The following is a 16114-nucleotide window of genomic DNA, read 5'->3' as shown; positions in this document are numbered from 1 at the left end:
TGTGCAGATGCGTGCGCGGGGTCAGTTCTGCATCCGCACGTTCTGCGGGGTCAGTTCTGCATCCGGCGGCTGTGCGGGGTCAGTTCTGCATCCGAATCGTCCGATTCCGCTGCGCAAGTGGCCCCGCCTGGCGGGGGAGGTGCGCAAGTGGCCCCGCCGGGGAGCGGGCAGGGCAAGGCGGCGGATGCGGCGGGGATGCGGCGGGGGGTGGATGCGGCGGCGGATGCGGCGGGGTGTGACTGCGGTGCGTTCCGAGCGCAGTTGCGCTGTGCAGATGCGTACGCGGGGTCAGTTCTGCATCCGCACGTTCTGCGGGGTCAGTTGTGCATCCGAATCGTCCGATTCCGGTGCGCAAGTGGCCCCGCCTGGCGGGGAGGTGCGCAAGTGGCCCCGCCTGGGGGAGCGACGGATGCGGACGGCGGCGGATGCGGACGCAGACGATGCGGCGGCACCGGCCGCCGCCCGCGCGGCGGTCTCGCGTCAGCGGGTGAGCCAGCGACGCAGCGACCGGGTGACGAAGGGCAGCACCCAGTAGGCCATGATCGGCGTGAGCACCACGGTCGTGGTCAGCACGCGCAGCCAGATGGGCAGCTCGTTCCAGCCGGGAACCGGGCTCATCGCGTAGGTGAAGGCCAGGTTGACGGGGAAGAATCCGAGCCAGATCGAGATGGCCTGCTTCCACCGCGGAGGCGTGCTCACCATCGCGACCGTGGTGGTCGATCCGTCTGCACGGGGCAGTGTGATCGTGTCGGTGGTCGGCTCGTCGAACCAGCCCTCGATGCCGGTGCGGCGCTTCACGCGCTCGCTGCGCACGAACTGGTCTCCGGTCGACTTCCACCACTCGCGCTCGCCCGACTGCTCCCATGCGATCAGTGACTTCTCGTCGGTGAAGCGGTAGAGCATGTGCCAGACGTGCGAGTCCTCGCCGTCGCGCACCCAGCCGGAGCCGAGGAATCCCGGGTACCGGTGCGCGAGGTTCACGCCGGTCTGCACCCACGCGGTGGCTGCGGCCACATGCTCGGGGTCGACCTCGCGGCGGATGGAGACGGTGATGGGTTCGCTGGACATGGTGGGTCCTCGGAGAGTGCGGTCGCCCGGGTCACGGACGCCTCGACGGTGGGGGTGTCGCGCCAGGGTGCGGGCGCAGAATCGATTGTATTTCGGATGCCGGTGTCGCCGCCCTGTTTTCGCGGCGCGCGAAGACGGCATCCGCTCATCGGGTGCGGGCCCGGCCGCGACCCGCATCCCATGAGGGGAGAGAATGGGTCTCATGAGCACGCGCAGCGAAGCCGTTCTGATCGATGTCGTCCGCACCCCCGTCGGGCGGGGCAAGCCGGGCGGCGCCCTGTCGGGTGTGCATCCGGTCGATCTCGTGGCCGGGGCGCTCGCCGCGATCCTCGAGCGCAGCGGTCTCGACTCGCGGCAGATCGACGACGTGCTGCTGGGCTGCGTGAGCCAGGTCGGCGACCAGTCGTCGAACATCGCCAGGCAGGCGGTGCTCGCCGCGGGCTTCGACGAGGGGATCCCTGCGGCGACGATCGACCGGCAGTGCGGGTCGAGCCAGCAGGCGGTGCACTTCGCCGCACAGGGGATCGTCGCCGGCGCCTACGATGCGGTGATCGTCGGGGGCGTCGAGTCGATGAGCAGGGTGCCGCTGGGGTCGTCCGCCGCGGGCGGCTCCCCGATGTCGCCTCGTCTGCGCGCGCGCTACCCCGAGGGGCTCGTGAACCAGGGCGTCTCGGCCGAGCTGATCGCCGCCCGTTGGGGGCTCGATCGAGCGACCCTCGACGAGTACGCGGCGGAGTCGCACCGCCGCGCCGCCGCCGCATGGGCCGACGGATTCTTCGACCGCACGGTCATCCCGGTCGCGGAGGCAGCGGATGCCGTGGCCGACGAGACCGTCCGTGCGGGCACGACGGCCGCGGGGCTCGCCGGGCTCCCGGCGGCATTCCGCACGGACGCGCTCGCGGCCCGCTTCCCGGAGCTGGACTGGCGGATCACCCCCGGCAACTCCTCGCCGCTCACCGACGGGGCGTCTGCCGCACTGCTGATGAGCGCCGAGCGCGCCGACGCCCTAGGGCTCACGCCTCGGGCACGGTTCCACGCCTTCACGGTGGTCGGTGACGACCCGCTGATGATGCTCACCGGGCCGATTCCCGCGACGCGGCGCATCCTGGAGCGCACCGGTCTCTCGATCGACGACCTCGACGCGTACGAGGTCAATGAGGCGTTCGCGTCGGTGCCCCTCGCGTGGGCGGCCGAGGTGGGGGCGGATGCCGCGAAGCTCAACCCGCGCGGGGGCGCGATCGCGCTCGGGCACGCGCTCGGATCGTCCGGCACCCGTCTGCTGGGCACGCTCATCGATCAGCTCGACGCGGTGGGCGGCCGGTTCGGTCTGCAGACCATGTGCGAGGGCGGCGGCATGGCGAACGCCACGATCATCGAACGCCTGTAGCCCGCGGCGTCCCAGAGCGGAGAAGACCCCCGCCGACCCGATTCGGCGGGGGTCTTTCGCGGTGCGATCACCGCGACGGGAGCAGAGGCTCACCGTGTCGCGCGGATGACGTGACTACCCGATCCGGTCTGAGTCTGTGTCCGCGCATGTGCAGTTGTAGTCGGGCGACGTGTCCGGCGGGTGAACGGCCGGCGAACGCGAGGCGTCAGCGGCCTCCCCGGGCGCTGCTGCCGGCGCCCGTGTCGATGAACGCCCACCCGAAGGCGTCGAGCTCACGGCGCGGTTCGGTCGATCCGTCGAGCAGGTCGACCCCCTCGATGTCCACGGCGTACGGCTGGGCGCTGTGGTTGATGACGGTGAGGATGCTGCCGCGGCGGGCGACCTCCACATGCTCCGGCAGCCCCTCGATCTCAGGGGAGACCCCGGCCTCTGCGGCGAGCCAGCCGAGGACGGCGGCCATGCCGTCGTCGTCGGGGATGGTCGCGAGGTAGTACCCGAGGCCCGCTCCGAACGTGTGGCGCGTGAGCGCGGCGCGTCCGGCCGTGCGGCCCTCGGTGAAGCGGCCGAGCACCTCGGCATCCTGTACCAGCAGCTCCTCGGCGAAGTACTGCCCGACGATGCGTCCGGCGGGACTCTCGAGCGGCGCCTCGGACTGTCCGGGGCCGCCGACGGATGCGTGGCTGGCGACCTCTCCTGCCGAGTCCGCGCCGCGCACCGACGCGGGCGGTACGAGCGCCCCGAAGTCCTCGAGGGCGACGCCGAGCACAGCGCGCAGGCTGACGAGGAACCCGCCGTCGCGGAACGCGTCGTCCTGGTCGACGACGTCGCTGAACGCCGAGACGAACAGGTGGCCGCCCTGTTCCACGTAGCGTGACAGGTTCGCCGCACCCTCATCGCCGAGCAGGTACTGCTGCGGGGCGACGACGAGCGAGTAGGCGCTCAGGTCGGATGTCGTGTTCACGATGTCGACCGAGAGGTTCTGGCGGTGCAGCGCCGCGTGCCACCGGTGGGAGAGGGTGAGGTAGTCGAGCACGATCGGGTGGTCCCGCCCGTCGATCGCCCACCAGTTCTCCCAGTCGAAGACGAGGGCGATCTTCGCTCCCGAGGTCACATCGGGCAGATCGGGGAGTTGCGCGAGCTGGGCGCCGAGAGCCGTGACCTCGCGCCAGGTGCGGGTCTCGAGACCCGCCTGGGGCAGCATCGCGGAGTGGAACTTCTCGCTGCCGCGGCGGGACTGTCGCCACTGGAAGAACATGATGGCATCGGCACCGCGGCCCACGGCCTGGGCGCTGATCGCGGCCATCTGCCCCGGCGCCTTCGGCGCGTTCGTCGGACGCCAGTTCAGGGCGTTGGTGGACTGCTCGGTGAGCAGCCATGGCACCCCGGGCTTCAGTCCGCGCATGAGCTCACGGGCGAACGCCGCGCCGCGGAACGATTCGGGGTCGTTGGGGTCGGGGTAGTTGTCGTCGCAGATCACGTCGACCTCCGCCGCCCACTTCCAGTAGTCGGCCGGGGGGAACGCACCCATGAAGTTGGTGGTGATCGGCTGGGTGGCGCCGGCTGCGCGGATGATGTCGCGCTCCATCACGTACAGCTCGAGAAGGGTGTCGGAGGTGAAGCGCTTGAAGTCGAGCACGCTGGTCGGGTTGATGCTGTACGGCGCTTTGCGTGGCGGCACGATCTCGTCGAACGCCGTGTAGCGCTGCGACCAGAAGTCGGTTCCCCAGGCGTGGTTCAGCGCGTCGACGGTCTCGTACTTGCGGCGCAGCCAGGTGCGGAAGTGGTCTCGTGCCGCGTCGGAGTAGTCGTAGTGCAGGTGGCATCCGTACTCGTTGTTGACATGCCAGAGCGTGACGCCCGGATGCTGCGCGTAGCGCTCCGCGAGGGCAGTGACGAGCTCGGCGGCGAGGCGGCGGTAGATCGGCGACGACGGGGCGAAGGCCTGCCGGCTGCCCGGCCAGAAGGTGGAGCCGTCGGCATCCTGCGGCAGCATCTCGGGGTACGCGGCCGAGGCCCAGGGGGGAGGCGATGCGGTGGCGGTGGCGAGATCGACCTCGATGCCGCCCTCGTGCAGCAGCCCGATGATCTCGTCGAGCCAGTCCCAGTCGAATTCTCCCTCGGCCGGCTGGATGCGCGACCAGGCGAAGATCCCGAGACTCACGAGTGTCACGCCCGCTTCGCGCATGAGCCGCACGTCTTCGGGCCACACCTCTCGTGGCCACTGCTCGGGGTTGTAGTCGGCGCCGTAATGCATGGATCTCCCGGGTAGGTCGTCGTTGATCTGCGCGACCAGCCTATCGGCAAGCGCTTTCCAAGCGCAGCCCGGAAGGGAGCGGCGCCGCAGTCGAAATGTACATGGACGCCCTAGTAAATATCCGGAGGTCGAACTATCATCGTCATAGTGCCAACGACGGCGCGAAGGGATATCGCACAATGACTCGCACCATTCCCCATTTCGTAGGCGGATCGCATCTCACCCCCGAGAGCGGCCGCTTCGCCGATGTGTTCGATCCGAGTACCGGAGCCGTGCAGGCGCGCGTTCCGCTCGCGTCCGCCGACGAGGTCCGCGACGTGATCGCCGATGCCGAGGCGGCCCAGGTCGCGTGGGCGGCGACCAACCCGCAGAAGCGCGCGAGAGTGCTGCTGCGGTTCCTCGACCTGGCGCAGCGCGAGATGCAGTCGCTGGCCGAACTGCTCGCGAGCGAGCACGGCAAGACGGTCGACGACGCGAAGGGTGACATCCAGCGCGGGCTCGAGGTCATCGAGTTCTCCGCCGGTGCCCCGCACCTGCTCAAGGGCGAGTACTCCACGGGTGCCGGTGCCGGCATCGACGTCTACTCCATGCGCCAGCCGCTGGGTGTCGTCGCGGCGATCACCCCGTTCAACTTCCCCGCGATGATCCCGCTGTGGAAGGCGGGCCCTGCTCTCGCCGCCGGCAACGCCGTCGTGCTCAAGCCCAGCGAGCGCGACCCCTCGGTGCCGGTGCGCCTCGCCGAGCTGTTCCTCGAAGCAGGCCTGCCCGCGGGCGTCCTCAACGTCGTGCACGGCGACAAGGAGGCCGTCGACGCGCTGCTGACAGACGACCGCATCCGTGCCGTCGGGTTCGTCGGCTCGACGCCGATCGCCGAGTACATCTACTCGACGGCGGCCGCCCACGGCAAGCGCGCGCAGTGCTTCGGCGGCGCGAAGAACCACATGATCGTGATGCCCGATGCCGACCTCGACCAGGCGGTCGACGCGCTGATCGGCTCGGGGTACGGGTCGGCCGGCGAGCGCTGCATGGCGATCTCGGTCGCGGTCCCGGTGGGGAAGGAGACGGCGGATGCTCTCGCCGCCAGACTCACCGAGCGGGTGGCGCAGCTGCGGATCGGCCCATCGCTGGCGGCCGACGTCGATTATGGACCCCTCGTCACGAGGGCCGCGGTCGAGCGGGTCGTCGGGTACATCCAGCAGGGTGTCGACGAGGGGGCCACGCTGCTCGCCGACGGGCGCGGCTTCACGGTCGACGGGCACGAGGAGGGCTTCTACCTCGGACCGACCCTCTTCGATCACGTCACGACCGACATGGCGATCTACCGCGAGGAGATCTTCGGCCCCGTGCTCGTGATCGCCCGCGCCGCCGACTACGAGGAGGCGCTGCGCATGGCCTCGGAGCACGAATACGGAAACGGCGTCGCGATCTTCACCCGCGACGGCGACGCCGCACGCGACTTCGCCGCCCGTGTCGAGGTCGGCATGGTCGGCGTCAACGTGCCGATCCCCGTGCCGATCGCGTACTACACGTTCGGCGGCTGGAAGCGCAGCGGATTCGGCGACCTCAACCAGCACGGTGCCGACGCCTTCCGGTTCTACACGAAGACCAAGACGGTCACGAGCCGCTGGCCCTCCGCGGGCATCCGCGACGGCGCCAGCTTCGTGATCCCCACCATGCACTGATCCCGCGACACCTCCCGCAAGGAACCACGATGACCATGACCACCGTCACCACCACCGCCGAAGAACGCGAGGCCATCCTCGACGCCGTCCGCGAGTTCGCCGATGCCGAGCTCGCCCCCTTCGCGGCCGAACGCGACGAGAAGCACCTCTTCCCCCGCGAATCCCTGGGGCGGGCGGGGGAGCTCGGGCTCGGCGGCATCTACGTGCGCGAGGAGTTCGGAGGAACGGGGCTCAGCCGCTCCGACACCGTCGCCATCTTCGAAGAGCTGGCGAAGGGCGACCCTGCGGTCGCCGCCTACATCTCGATCCACAACATGGTGGTCTGGATGATCGACACCTACGGCGATGACGTGCAGCGCGGACGGTGGCTGCCCGAACTCACCGCGATGCAGGAGTTCGGCGGCTACTGCCTCACCGAGCCGGGCGCGGGGTCGGATGCCGCGAACATCGCCACGAGCGCGGTCCGCGACGGCGACGACTTCGTGCTCACCGGCGTCAAGCAGTTCATCTCGGGAGCCGGCGAAGCCGCCGTCTACGTGGTGATGGCCCGCACCGGCGAGCCGGGAGCCCGCGGCATCAGCGCCTTCCTCGTGCCGGGCGACGCCGAGGGACTGAGCTTCGGCGCCCCCGAGAAGAAGATGGGCTGGCACGCGCAGCCCACCCGCCAGGTCATCCTCGACGGTGTCCGCATCCCCGCATCCGCGGTGCTGGGCGACGAGGGTCGCGGCTTCGCGATCGCGATGTCGGCGCTCAACGGCGGGCGTCTGAACATCGCCGCCTGCTCGCTCGGCGGAGCCCAGTGGGCGCTCGACCGGGCCGTGCAGTACGTGCACGAGCGCATGGCGTTCGGGGAGCCCCTGGCCGAGAAGCAGTCGATCCTGTTCGCGATCGCCGACATGCGCACCGACCTTCAGGCCGCGCGCCTCATGGTCAGCGACGGTGCGCGGGCGGTCGACGAGCAGGCACCCGACGCCACGATGCGATGCGCCATGGCCAAGCGGTTCGCGACGGACGCCGGCTTCGATGTCGCCAACCGCGCGCTGCAACTGCACGGCGGCTACGGCTATCTGCAGGACTACGGCATCGAGAGGGTGGTGCGAGACCTGCGGGTGCATCAGATCCTCGAGGGCACCAACGAGATCATGCGCCTGATCGTCGGACGCGAGATGCTGAGGCCCGCCGGCTCCGCGTCGATGCGGAGCGACTCATGATCGGGGTGCCGAGCCGGGTCGCGTTCCTCGGCCTCGGCCACATGGGTCTGCCGATGGCCAAGAACCTGGTCGCGGCAGGCCATGAGGTGCACGGCTTCGATCTCGTGCCGGCGGCGATCGAGGCGGCCGAGGCCGCCGGCATCCCGATCGCGGCGAGCGGAGCGGATGCCGTCGCCGACGCCGATGTCGTCATCACGATGTTCCCCGCCGGGTGCCACGTGATCGACGCGTATCGCACCGAGCTGCTGGCCGCCGCGCGGCCCGACACGCTGTTCATCGAGTCGTCGACGATCGCGGTCGACGAGGCCCGTGCCGCGCACGCCCTCGCGCTCGCCGCCGGGCACCGCAACATCGATGCTCCGGTCTCGGGCGGCGTCGTCGGGGCGGAGAACGGGACGCTCGCGTTCATGGTCGGCGGCTCCGACGAGGACGTCGCCGCTGCGATGCCGCTGCTCGAGGTCATGGGAAAGCGCATCGTGCACTGCGGTGGACCCGGGCTCGGTCAGGCCGCGAAAGTCTGCAACAACATGGTGCTCGCGGTGTCGCAGATCGCCGTGGCCGAGGCGTTCGTGCTCGGAGAGCGACTCGGCCTCGAGCATCAGGCGCTGTTCGACGTCGTCTCGCAGGCGTCCGGTCAATGCTGGTCGATCACGACGAACTGCCCGGTGCCCGGCCCGGTGCCGACGAGCCCCGCGAACCGCGACTACCAGCCCGGGTTCGCCGGGGCACTGATGGCGAAGGACCTCGGTCTCGCTCTGCAGGCGATCGAGCAGACCGGGACCGATGCCCGCATGGGGCGACTGGCGCAGCAGCTCTACGCGGCCTTCGCCGCGGGGGAGGGGGCGACGCGTGATTTCTCGGGCATCATCACCGACATCCGCGACGATCGCGTATGAGGGGGAATCGCCCCGCACCCGGTCCCGATCTGCGGACGCCGCCCCGATCTGCGGGCGGCCCGCCTGAGTACATCCGCAGAATGTGACGACGTCCGCAGAACGGGCGCGGGCGGATGCCGGACACTGCCGCGACATACTGAGATGACCACGACGGAGAGGGCTTCACGATGACCGAGTACGAGACGATCCTGGTCGAGCAGCGCGGACGCGTCGGGTGGATCACCCTCAACCGACCCGAGGCTCTGAACGCCCTGAACAGCCGGCTCGCCGAGGAGGTCACGGCCGCGGCCGTCGCCTTCGACCTCGACGACGGCGTCGGGGCGATCGTGGTCACCGGATCGGAGAAGGCGTTCGCCGCCGGTGCCGACATCAAGGAGATGGAGGGGATGTCGGCCGCCGGAATGCTCGAGACCGACCACTTCGGGGTGTGGCGTGACTTCGCCGCCGTGCGCACGCCCGTGATCGCCGCCGTCTCGGGCTTCGCACTGGGGGGAGGATGCGAGCTCGCGATGATGTGCGACATCATCCTCGCCGCCGACACGGCGAAGTTCGGCCAGCCGGAGATCAACCTCGGAGTGATTCCGGGAATGGGCGGCACGCAGCGCCTGATCCGCGCGGTCGGGTACTACAAGGCCGCCGAGCTCGTGCTGTCCGGTCGGTTCATGGGCGCCGAGGAGGCCGAGCGCTCAGGGCTCGTGTCGCGCGTCGTGCCGGCATCCGATCTGCGGGCGGAGGCCACGACGCTCGCCGAGACGATCGCGGCGAAGTCGCTGCCGTCGGTGTTCGCCGCGAAGGCCGCACTCGACGCCGCGATGGAGACGACCCTCGCCGAGGGACTCGCTCACGAGAAGCGCGCGTTCGCCGAGCTGTTCGACACCGAAGACCAGAAAGAGGGCATGTCCGCCTTCCGGGAGAAGCGTGCACCGGACTTCCGGAACCGCTGAACGCGCCCGGTCGGGGTTCACGATTCAGCACAGAAGCCGCGGAATGCCTGCTTCGACACCGATCCGGCACTCGACGCACCCGTTCATGCTGAATCGTGAACGGTCGGCGCCCGAGACCTCAGCCGCGCAGCGCGTCGACGATCTTCTCGACGCGCCGCTCTCGGGTCGCATCCTGCTTGGCCTCGGCGACCGAGCGGGCATGCTCTTTGCGCACGGAGTACGACAGCGCCTCGAACGCGGTGCGCAGCGCGGCGTCGGCGTCGAGGGCGGCGGCGAGCGCAGGCGGGATCTCGACCTCGCGTTCGGCGGAATCCACGCGGATGACCGCATCGACGTCCTGGCCGATCTCGACCCCGAACTCGGCGCGCACGGCCTTGCTGAAGCCGATCATGTTCTGCCCGCCCATGCGTGCGAGGCGCAGCCGGCCGGAATGGGCGCCGATCGTGACGACGACGGGGAACGCCTTTCCGGCGCCGAACTCGGCGACCTGCTCGTCGGAGAGGATGATCGCGGCGGCGGGGCCGCGTCCTTCCAGGGTCGCGTGCAGGCGCAGTTCGCTCATGCGGGCAGTGTACGCCCGTGCACTTCGGCTTCGGCCTCGGCTTCGGCTTCGGCGGCCAGGTGGTCGTTGCGCTCCTCGATCAGCCTGCGCATGTACTCGCGCAGGAACACCTGGTCGACGAGGCGTCCGATCGGGCCGAGAGGCGAGCGGAAGGACACGGTGTCGCGCAGCATCGTCCCGACCGGATGCTCCTCGAAAGAGTGCACGTGCAGAAATGCCCCGAACGGACCCGAGAGCTGTCGATCACGGAACCCGCTCGGGGCGTCGACGTCGTACACCATCGTCCGCAGTCGGAACGGGATGCCGAAGTGCCGTGCCCGCCAGGTCACGGTCGATCCCTCCGTGAACACGCCGCCGTCCGGTGCCTCGATCATCGTCTCGCCGTATCGGGCCATGGACCGCAGGTGCAGTCCGGCGTCGAGCGCGAGCGCGAAGACCGTCTGCCTCGGCGCCGCGATGACGCGCTCGAGCACGAACTCGGCCACGTCAGAGCGGATCCGGTTGAGGTCTGGGATCGGTGAAGTCGCCGGCCGCTTTGCGCATCCGCGCGACGATCGCGACGAGCTCGGCGGCATCCGCGCCGGTCATGCCGGGGTCGGCGAAGACATCGCTGTTGAGGGCGTTCGTCGCGCGGTCGACGAGCTCGCGGCCCGCCTCGGTCAGGGCGAGCAGCGCCGCTCGGCCATCGTGCGGGTGGGGCTGGCGCACGATGAGCCCGTCGCGCACCAGTCGTTCCGCGGTGCTCGTGACGGTCGTCGCATGCACCTGCAGTCGGGCGACGACGCTCGACAGAGGCAGACGGCCCGACCGGCTGAACGCCAGCAGCCGCAGCATCTCGTAGCGGGCGAAGCTCAGCGCGAAGGGCTTGAGCGTCGCATCCACCCGCGCGAGAAGCAACTGCTGCGCGCGCATGACCGAGGTGACGACGGTCATGCCCTCGGCGGCATCCGACCAGCCGTGCGCGAGCCACTGCCGCTTCGCCTCGGCGAGCGGATCGACGGGCAGGGGGCGGGGTCGGACCACGGTTCTACGGTAGGGCATCCGCTCGCCGCCCCGGGGATGCGGGGCTGTGCGAACCGCGTGGACCTCAGTCGCTCGGCGGCTGGGACTCAGTATCAAGGGGCTAGAATCGAGGCAGTCGTGAGGAGCAATCGATGAAGATCTTCGTCCTGGTCAAAGAGGTGCCCGACACCTATGGCGATCGCAAGCTGGATCTCGAGACCGGGCTCGCCGACCGCGGTGCCGGTGACCTGGTGCTCGATGAGATCACCGAGCGCGCGCTCGAGGTCGCGCTGAGCCACGCCGACAAGAACGAGGGCACCGAAGTGGTCGCGCTCGCGATGGCCCCCGCCGGGTCGACGGCGTCGGTGCGACGGGCCCTCGCGATCGGAGCCGGCTCCGCCGTGCACATCGCCGACGAGCAGCTCGCCGGCGCCGATCTCGGCCTGACCGCCGAGACGCTGGCGGCCGCGATCCGCCGTGCCGAGCCCGACCTCGTGATCACCGGCAACCTCTCGACCGACGGCTCGGGCGGTGTGATGGCGGCGATGCTCGCCGAGCATCTCGGCTGGTCGCAGGCGACGGCCCTCACGAGCGTCGAGATCACGGGCGACTCGGTCACGGGCGTGCGAGGGGCGGATGCCGGCGGCCAGCCGATCTCCGCATCGCTGCCCGCTGTGATCTCGATCACCGAGGCGCTGCCCGACGCGCGCTTTCCGAACTTCAAGGGCATCATGGCGGCGAAGAAGAAGCCGCTCGAGGTGCTCACCCTCGACGACCTCGGGGTCTCGGCGGATCCCGCCGCCGCTCCGCGCACGATCATGACCGCGGTGGCCGAGAAGCCGCCGCGCGCGGCCGGCGTCAAGATCGTCGACGAGGGCGACGCCGCCGACAAGCTCGTCGAGTACCTCGTGCAGAACAGGCTGGTGTGACATGTCGTATCCCGAGAACCCCATCCTCGTCGTGGTCGACCTCGACCCGGCCGGCGACCCCGCGAGCAGCACGGCGGCCCTGATCGGCGCCGCCTCGACCGTCGGAGCACCCGTCGCCCTCGTGGTCGGCGGATCCGCAGAGGCGGCCGCGAAGGTCGCCGCCCTCGGCGCCTCGGTCGTGCTGACCGCCGACGCCGATGCGACCGTCCTCACGGTGCCGGTCGTCGATGCGCTGCAGGCCGCGTTCGCCCGTGTGCATCCCGACGCCGTGCTGATCTCGAACTCGATCGCCGGTCGCGACATCGCCGGACGTTTCGCCGTGCGCGCACGTCTGGCGCTCTCGGTCGACGCGGTCGGCATCTCGCGCGATGAGGAGGGGGTGCTCGCCCACCACTCCGTATACGGCGGGGCGTACCTCACCGACTCGGCGCCCACGTTCGGTGCGCCGGTGATCACGGTGCGCCAGGGTGCGGTCGAGGCCCGCGCCGAGGCTGTGTCCTCGCCGACCGTCGAGACGCTAGAGGTCGAGGCATCCGGTGCGCCGAGCGCGACCGTCGGCGCGGTCGAGGCCGTCGAGGCGACGTCGTCCCGACCCGAGCTCCGGGGCGCGACGCGTGTGGTCTCGGGCGGACGCGGACTCGCCTCGAAAGAGAAGTTCGTGCTGGTCGAGGAGCTCGCCGATGCTCTGGGAGCCGCCGTCGGCGCCTCCCGTGCGGCGGTCGACGCCGGCTACATCCCCCAGTCGCATCAGGTCGGCCAGACCGGAGTCTCGGTGTCGCCGCAGCTGTACGTCGCGCTCGGCATCTCGGGTGCGATCCAGCACCGGGCGGGTATGCAGACCGCGAAGAACATCGTGGCGATCAACAAGGATGCGGAGGCGCCGATCTTCGACGTCGCGGACTTCGGCATCGTTGGCGATCTGTTCACCGTCGTCCCGAAGGTGATCGCCGCACTCGAGGCGCGGAACAAGTAGCCATGGCGACGCGGATGCTGAGGCGCGGCCTGCCGCGCGTGCGCGGCGGGGAGCCCTGGCCCCCCGGCGACATCGCTGTCGATGAGGGGGAGCGCGTCTCGTCTCCGTCGGCTCCGCCGTCTTCGCTCAACGGGCAGGGGACTGCGTCTCCAGTCGATTCCTCTCCGGTCGTTTCGTCTCCGGTCGTTTCGTCTCCGGTCGTTGATTCCCCGGTCGTTGATTCCCCGGTCGTTGAGCGAGGAGCGGAGCGACGAGACGAAACGTCCGCCGCGACGGTCCCATCGCTCCGACGCGGTCTTCCGCGTGTACGCGGCGGCGAGGCCTGGCCTCCCGGTGATATCGCGGTCATCGGTGCGGAGCGCGTTTCGTCTCAGTCGGCTTCGCCGTCTTCGCTCAACGAGCGTGGGGGTGACTCTTCGCTCAACGAGCGTGGGGGTGGCTCTTCGCTCAACGAGCGTGGGGGTGGCTCTTCGCTCAACGAGCGTGGGGGCGTTTCCTCGGAGGTCGCACGTGAGGCTGCGTCCCCTTTCACCGAGCGTGGAGCGGAGCGACGAGACGACGCAGGCCGGACGACGACATCGTCGTCGGTCCGCCGAGGCTTGCCCCGCGTCGCAGGCGGCGAGCCGTGGCCTCCGGCCGGCATCGTGCCGGCGATCGCCGCGACGGCACAGGACACGACGGCACAGGACACGACGGCACAGGCCACGACGGCGTCCGCGACGGACACGACCGCGCCGGCGACCGCTGCGTCCTCTCTCACCACCGACGCCGCCCACGACGCGGCGGACACGGCCCGAGAGGTCGAGACCTCCCGTGACGTCGACGTCGCCGTGTCCGCCGCCCCGGCCCGCGTGTCCGTTCTCGGCGACCCGTCGGTGCCGCTGCCGGCCCCCCGCACGGTCTGGAACGGCAGCGCCCCGCGACACATCACGGCGGACACGACGGCGACGACCGGCCGGCCGAGACCCGCGTGGACCCAGGCGATCGCCGTTCTGCTCGGGGCCGCGGCTCTCGGGATCCTGGCGGCCGCGGCCGTCGCCTTCGTGCGCGCACTGCTCAGCTTCCCGTTCATGCAGGACTTCCTCGCCGCGTTCCCGGGGGAGTACACCCCGGCCATCGCGGTCGAACCGGGATTCGCGCCCTGGGTCAACTGGGCGCACTTCTTCAATGCCTTCCTGATCGTGCTGATCATCCGGTCGGGTCTGCGCATCCGCAACGAGAAGCGGCCGACCGCGTTCTGGACCCCGCGCAACAACCCCAAGGGCAAGGTCAGCCTGACGATCTGGTTCCATCAGGCACTCGACATCCTGTGGCTGCTGAACGGCGCCGTCTTCGTCGTGCTGCTCTTCGTCACCGGGCACTGGGTGCGCATCGTGCCGACGAGCTGGGAGGTGCTGCCGAACGCTCTGTCGGCGGCGCTCCAGTACGTCTCGTTCGACTGGCCGACCGAGCACGGCTGGGTCAACTACAACAGCCTGCAGCAGCTGGCGTACTTCGTGACGGTCTTCATCGCCGCGCCGCTGGCCGCGGCCACCGGCTTCCGCATGTCGGGCATGTGGCCGAAGCGCGCAGAGCGCCTGTCGAAGGCGTATCCGATCGAGTGGGCCCGCGCCCTGCACTTCCCGGTGATGATCTACTTCGTGGTGTTCATCATCGGCCACGTGGCGCTCGTGTTCCTCACCGGGTTCCTGCGCAACCTGAACCACATGTACGCCTCGTCGGATGCCGTCGGCTGGACCGGATTCTGGGTGTTCGTCGCCTCGATGGCGGTCATCGCTCTCGGCTGGGCGGCGGCGCGTCCGCTGGTGATCGCCCCGATCGCCAAGCTGTTCGGCAGCGTGTCGGGTCGCTGAGCCGTTCCGTACTCAGCATCGACCGTTCCGTATTCAGCATCGCCCGTTCCGTACTCAGCATCGACACTGTCGGGGACGCGGAACGGCCCCCGGATCGGAATCCGGGGGCCGTTCCATGCTGAGTCGTGAACGCGCGGTTCGCGAGGCGCCGGTCAGCGGGTGAATCGCACCTCGGTCAGCGTCTCGCCCAGGAACGGCTCGGTGTGGCTGGCGCCGTCGAGCGTGAATCCGTTGCGGGTGTAGAAGCGGTGGGCGCGGGGGTTGTCCTCGGCGACCCAGAGGTAGAGCGACTCGTCCTTCTCGACCGCGGCGTCGAACAGCTTCTGTCCGATGCCGGTGGAGTGGTACGCGTCGAGCAGGTAGATGAAGTAGAGCTCGCGGAAGGCGGGGGCATCCTTGTCGCGGGCGGGGCCGGAGCCGACGAAGCCGACGATCTCGCCGTCGACGAGCGCGGCGCGCATCGTGAACTCGGGGCCCTGCGACGCCCAGTGCGTCCACAGTTCCGCCATACGACGAGGCGAGACCTTCTCGAGAGCGGCCTTGCTGATCAGGTGGTCGTAGGTCTCGTGCCAGCACTGCGCGTGCACGCGACCCAGAGCCTCCGCATCCACATCACGGACCGGACGGACGATGACTTCAGGCTGGGCTTCGGCGCTCATAGCGCGACTCTACGCGCGGCCCCGGGGAACCGGAAATCGAGCGGGGACCCTTGCGGAGGCCGATCCCGCCAGTGGAGGATTCGCACAACGATGTTCGCGATATCTTCCGCGATGGCTACGATCGATCCTCGTGAACGTGATCTGGCGCACCCTCCTCGTCATCCTCCGTGCCCGCCGCCGCGTGCGTCGCGAGAAGACGCTCGACGTCGCATCCGTCGGACGCATCCGGCTGACGACGCTCCCCACCGACATCGACATCCTCCGGCACATGAACAACGGCCGGTACCTCTCGCTGTTCGACCTCGGACGCTGGGATCTGCTCATCCGCACGGGGCTGCTCGACGCGATGACCGAGCGCGGCTGGTACGCGGTCGTGTCGAGCGAGACGGTGACCTTCCGCAAGTCGCTGCAGCTGTGGCAGCGGTTCGATGTGGAATCGCGCTTCGTCGGGCACGACGACAAGGCGGTGTTCCTCGAGCACAGGGCCGTCGTCGACGGCGAGATCTACGCACGGGTGATCGTGCGGTCGCGCATGCTGCGCCGCACCGGCGGCACGGTCAGCAACGAAGAGCTGTTCGCCGCCGTCGGCAGACCCGAGGGCGTGCCGGAGATCGACCCGTGGGTGCACGACTGGGCGGCGGCCTCCGCGCTGCCGCCTGTGCGCACCCCGGCGCCGAGCGTGTGGAGCTGACGC

15 protein-coding genes are annotated in these 16114 nt (G+C 69.9%); 9 read left to right on the top strand and 6 right to left on the bottom strand.

Going from position 1 to position 16114, the window contains the following annotated elements; genetic code table 11:
• Positions 1-480: 480 nt before the first annotated feature.
• Positions 481-1068 carry an antibiotic biosynthesis monooxygenase gene (locus DXT68_RS14785; protein ID WP_045253605.1) on the bottom strand — a complete coding sequence of 196 codons (588 nt, stop codon included), beginning with the start codon at positions 1066-1068 and terminating at the stop codon, positions 481-483.
• Positions 1069-1270: 202 nt separating this feature from the next.
• Here DXT68_RS14785 and DXT68_RS14780 point away from each other — a divergent pair, with 202 nt between their 5' ends.
• Entirely contained in the window at positions 1271-2455 is a 1185-nt protein-coding gene (locus tag DXT68_RS14780) for a thiolase family protein (RefSeq protein WP_045253678.1), read from the top strand.
• 205 nt (positions 2456-2660) lie between these two features.
• On the opposite strand, the gene DXT68_RS14775 is transcribed toward DXT68_RS14780, so the two are convergent.
• Entirely contained in the window at positions 2661-4709 is a 2049-nt protein-coding gene (locus tag DXT68_RS14775) for a beta-galactosidase (protein WP_045253606.1), read from the bottom strand.
• 179 nt (positions 4710-4888) lie between these two features.
• On the opposite strand from DXT68_RS14775, the gene DXT68_RS14770 reads away from it, so the two are divergent.
• The 4 genes from DXT68_RS14770 to DXT68_RS14755 all read left to right on the top strand — a co-directional run bounded on the left by DXT68_RS14770 (position 4889) and on the right by DXT68_RS14755 (position 9442).
• Positions 4889-6391, top strand: coding sequence for a CoA-acylating methylmalonate-semialdehyde dehydrogenase (locus DXT68_RS14770; RefSeq protein WP_045253607.1), 1503 nt, complete (start codon positions 4889-4891; stop codon positions 6389-6391).
• A 29-nt stretch (positions 6392-6420) separates the two neighbouring features.
• Positions 6421-7602: an acyl-CoA dehydrogenase family protein gene (locus tag DXT68_RS14765; RefSeq protein WP_045253608.1), complete on the top strand. Its 1182-nt coding sequence runs from the start codon at positions 6421-6423 to the stop codon at positions 7600-7602.
• Positions 7599-8498 (top strand): 3-hydroxyisobutyrate dehydrogenase, encoded by a 900-nt coding sequence (gene mmsB / locus DXT68_RS14760; RefSeq protein WP_045253609.1) that lies wholly within the window; start codon positions 7599-7601, stop codon positions 8496-8498. Before DXT68_RS14765 ends, mmsB begins: the two co-directional genes overlap by 4 nt.
• 167 nt (positions 8499-8665) lie before the next feature.
• A complete protein-coding gene (locus DXT68_RS14755; protein ID WP_045253610.1) occupies positions 8666-9442 on the top strand; it encodes an enoyl-CoA hydratase-related protein in 777 nt (258 codons plus the stop codon).
• A 118-nt stretch (positions 9443-9560) separates the two neighbouring features.
• On the opposite strand, the gene DXT68_RS14750 is transcribed toward DXT68_RS14755, so the two are convergent.
• The 3 genes from DXT68_RS14750 to DXT68_RS14740 are packed head-to-tail and all read right to left on the bottom strand — an operon-like array spanning position 9561 to position 11027.
• Positions 9561-10004 (bottom strand): YdeI/OmpD-associated family protein, encoded by a 444-nt coding sequence (locus tag DXT68_RS14750; RefSeq protein WP_045253611.1) that lies wholly within the window; start codon positions 10002-10004, stop codon positions 9561-9563.
• Positions 10001-10489: an SRPBCC family protein gene (locus DXT68_RS14745; protein ID WP_045253612.1), complete on the bottom strand. Its 489-nt coding sequence runs from the start codon at positions 10487-10489 to the stop codon at positions 10001-10003. The genes DXT68_RS14750 and DXT68_RS14745 overlap by 4 nt, the downstream gene beginning before the upstream one ends.
• 1 nt (position 10490) lies before the next feature.
• A complete protein-coding gene (locus DXT68_RS14740) occupies positions 10491-11027 on the bottom strand; it encodes a MarR family winged helix-turn-helix transcriptional regulator (RefSeq protein WP_045253613.1) in 537 nt (178 codons plus the stop codon).
• A 131-nt stretch (positions 11028-11158) separates the two neighbouring features.
• On the opposite strand from DXT68_RS14740, the gene DXT68_RS14735 reads away from it, so the two are divergent.
• The 3 genes from DXT68_RS14735 to DXT68_RS14725 all read left to right on the top strand — a co-directional run bounded on the left by DXT68_RS14735 (position 11159) and on the right by DXT68_RS14725 (position 14761).
• Positions 11159-11935 carry an electron transfer flavoprotein subunit beta/FixA family protein gene (locus DXT68_RS14735; RefSeq protein WP_045253614.1) on the top strand — a complete coding sequence of 259 codons (777 nt, stop codon included), beginning with the start codon at positions 11159-11161 and terminating at the stop codon, positions 11933-11935.
• 1 nt (position 11936) lies between these two features.
• Positions 11937-12908: an electron transfer flavoprotein subunit alpha/FixB family protein gene (locus DXT68_RS14730; RefSeq protein ID WP_045253615.1), complete on the top strand. Its 972-nt coding sequence runs from the start codon at positions 11937-11939 to the stop codon at positions 12906-12908.
• A gap of 599 nt (positions 12909-13507) precedes the next feature.
• Entirely contained in the window at positions 13508-14761 is a 1254-nt protein-coding gene (locus DXT68_RS14725; RefSeq protein WP_244268157.1) for a cytochrome b/b6 domain-containing protein, read from the top strand.
• Positions 14762-14913: 152 nt separating this feature from the next.
• Here the strand turns inward: DXT68_RS14725 and DXT68_RS14720 are convergent, their stop codons facing one another.
• Positions 14914-15420 carry a GNAT family N-acetyltransferase gene (locus DXT68_RS14720; protein WP_045253617.1) on the bottom strand — a complete coding sequence of 169 codons (507 nt, stop codon included), beginning with the start codon at positions 15418-15420 and terminating at the stop codon, positions 14914-14916.
• Between the two features lie 130 nt (positions 15421-15550).
• Between DXT68_RS14720 and DXT68_RS14715 the strand changes: the two genes are divergently transcribed.
• On the top strand, positions 15551-16111 hold the full coding sequence (locus DXT68_RS14715; protein WP_045253618.1) for an acyl-CoA thioesterase: 561 nt from the start codon (positions 15551-15553) through the stop codon (positions 16109-16111).
• The last annotated feature ends 3 nt before the right edge of the window (positions 16112-16114 follow it).

Origin of the sequence: Microbacterium foliorum (genome assembly GCF_003367705.1) — a bacterium.
Lineage (GTDB): Bacteria > Actinomycetota > Actinomycetes > Actinomycetales > Microbacteriaceae > Microbacterium > Microbacterium foliorum.
Note: the sequence above shows the minus strand (reverse complement) of the source record. Positions and strands in the feature narration are given on the sequence as shown.

Excerpts from the sequence above, each read along its gene's own strand:
- DXT68_RS14780 (WP_045253678.1), top strand. The coding sequence starts at position 1,271 with ATGAGCACGCGCAGCGAAGCCGTTCTGATCGATGTCGTCCGCACCCCC.
- mmsB (WP_045253609.1), top strand. The coding sequence starts at position 7,599 with ATGATCGGGGTGCCGAGCCGGGTCGCGTTCCTCGGCCTCGGCCACATG.
- DXT68_RS14720 (WP_045253617.1), bottom strand. The coding sequence starts at position 15,420 with ATGAGCGCCGAAGCCCAGCCTGAAGTCATCGTCCGTCCGGTCCGTGAT.
- DXT68_RS14735 (WP_045253614.1), top strand. The coding sequence starts at position 11,159 with ATGAAGATCTTCGTCCTGGTCAAAGAGGTGCCCGACACCTATGGCGAT.
- DXT68_RS14730 (WP_045253615.1), top strand. The coding sequence starts at position 11,937 with ATGTCGTATCCCGAGAACCCCATCCTCGTCGTGGTCGACCTCGACCCG.
- DXT68_RS14765 (WP_045253608.1), top strand. The coding sequence starts at position 6,421 with ATGACCATGACCACCGTCACCACCACCGCCGAAGAACGCGAGGCCATC.
- DXT68_RS14750 (WP_045253611.1), bottom strand. The coding sequence starts at position 10,004 with ATGAGCGAACTGCGCCTGCACGCGACCCTGGAAGGACGCGGCCCCGCC.
- DXT68_RS14785 (WP_045253605.1), bottom strand. The coding sequence starts at position 1,068 with ATGTCCAGCGAACCCATCACCGTCTCCATCCGCCGCGAGGTCGACCCC.
- DXT68_RS14775 (WP_045253606.1), bottom strand. The coding sequence starts at position 4,709 with ATGCATTACGGCGCCGACTACAACCCCGAGCAGTGGCCACGAGAGGTG.
- DXT68_RS14770 (WP_045253607.1), top strand. The coding sequence starts at position 4,889 with ATGACTCGCACCATTCCCCATTTCGTAGGCGGATCGCATCTCACCCCC.
- DXT68_RS14755 (WP_045253610.1), top strand. The coding sequence starts at position 8,666 with ATGACCGAGTACGAGACGATCCTGGTCGAGCAGCGCGGACGCGTCGGG.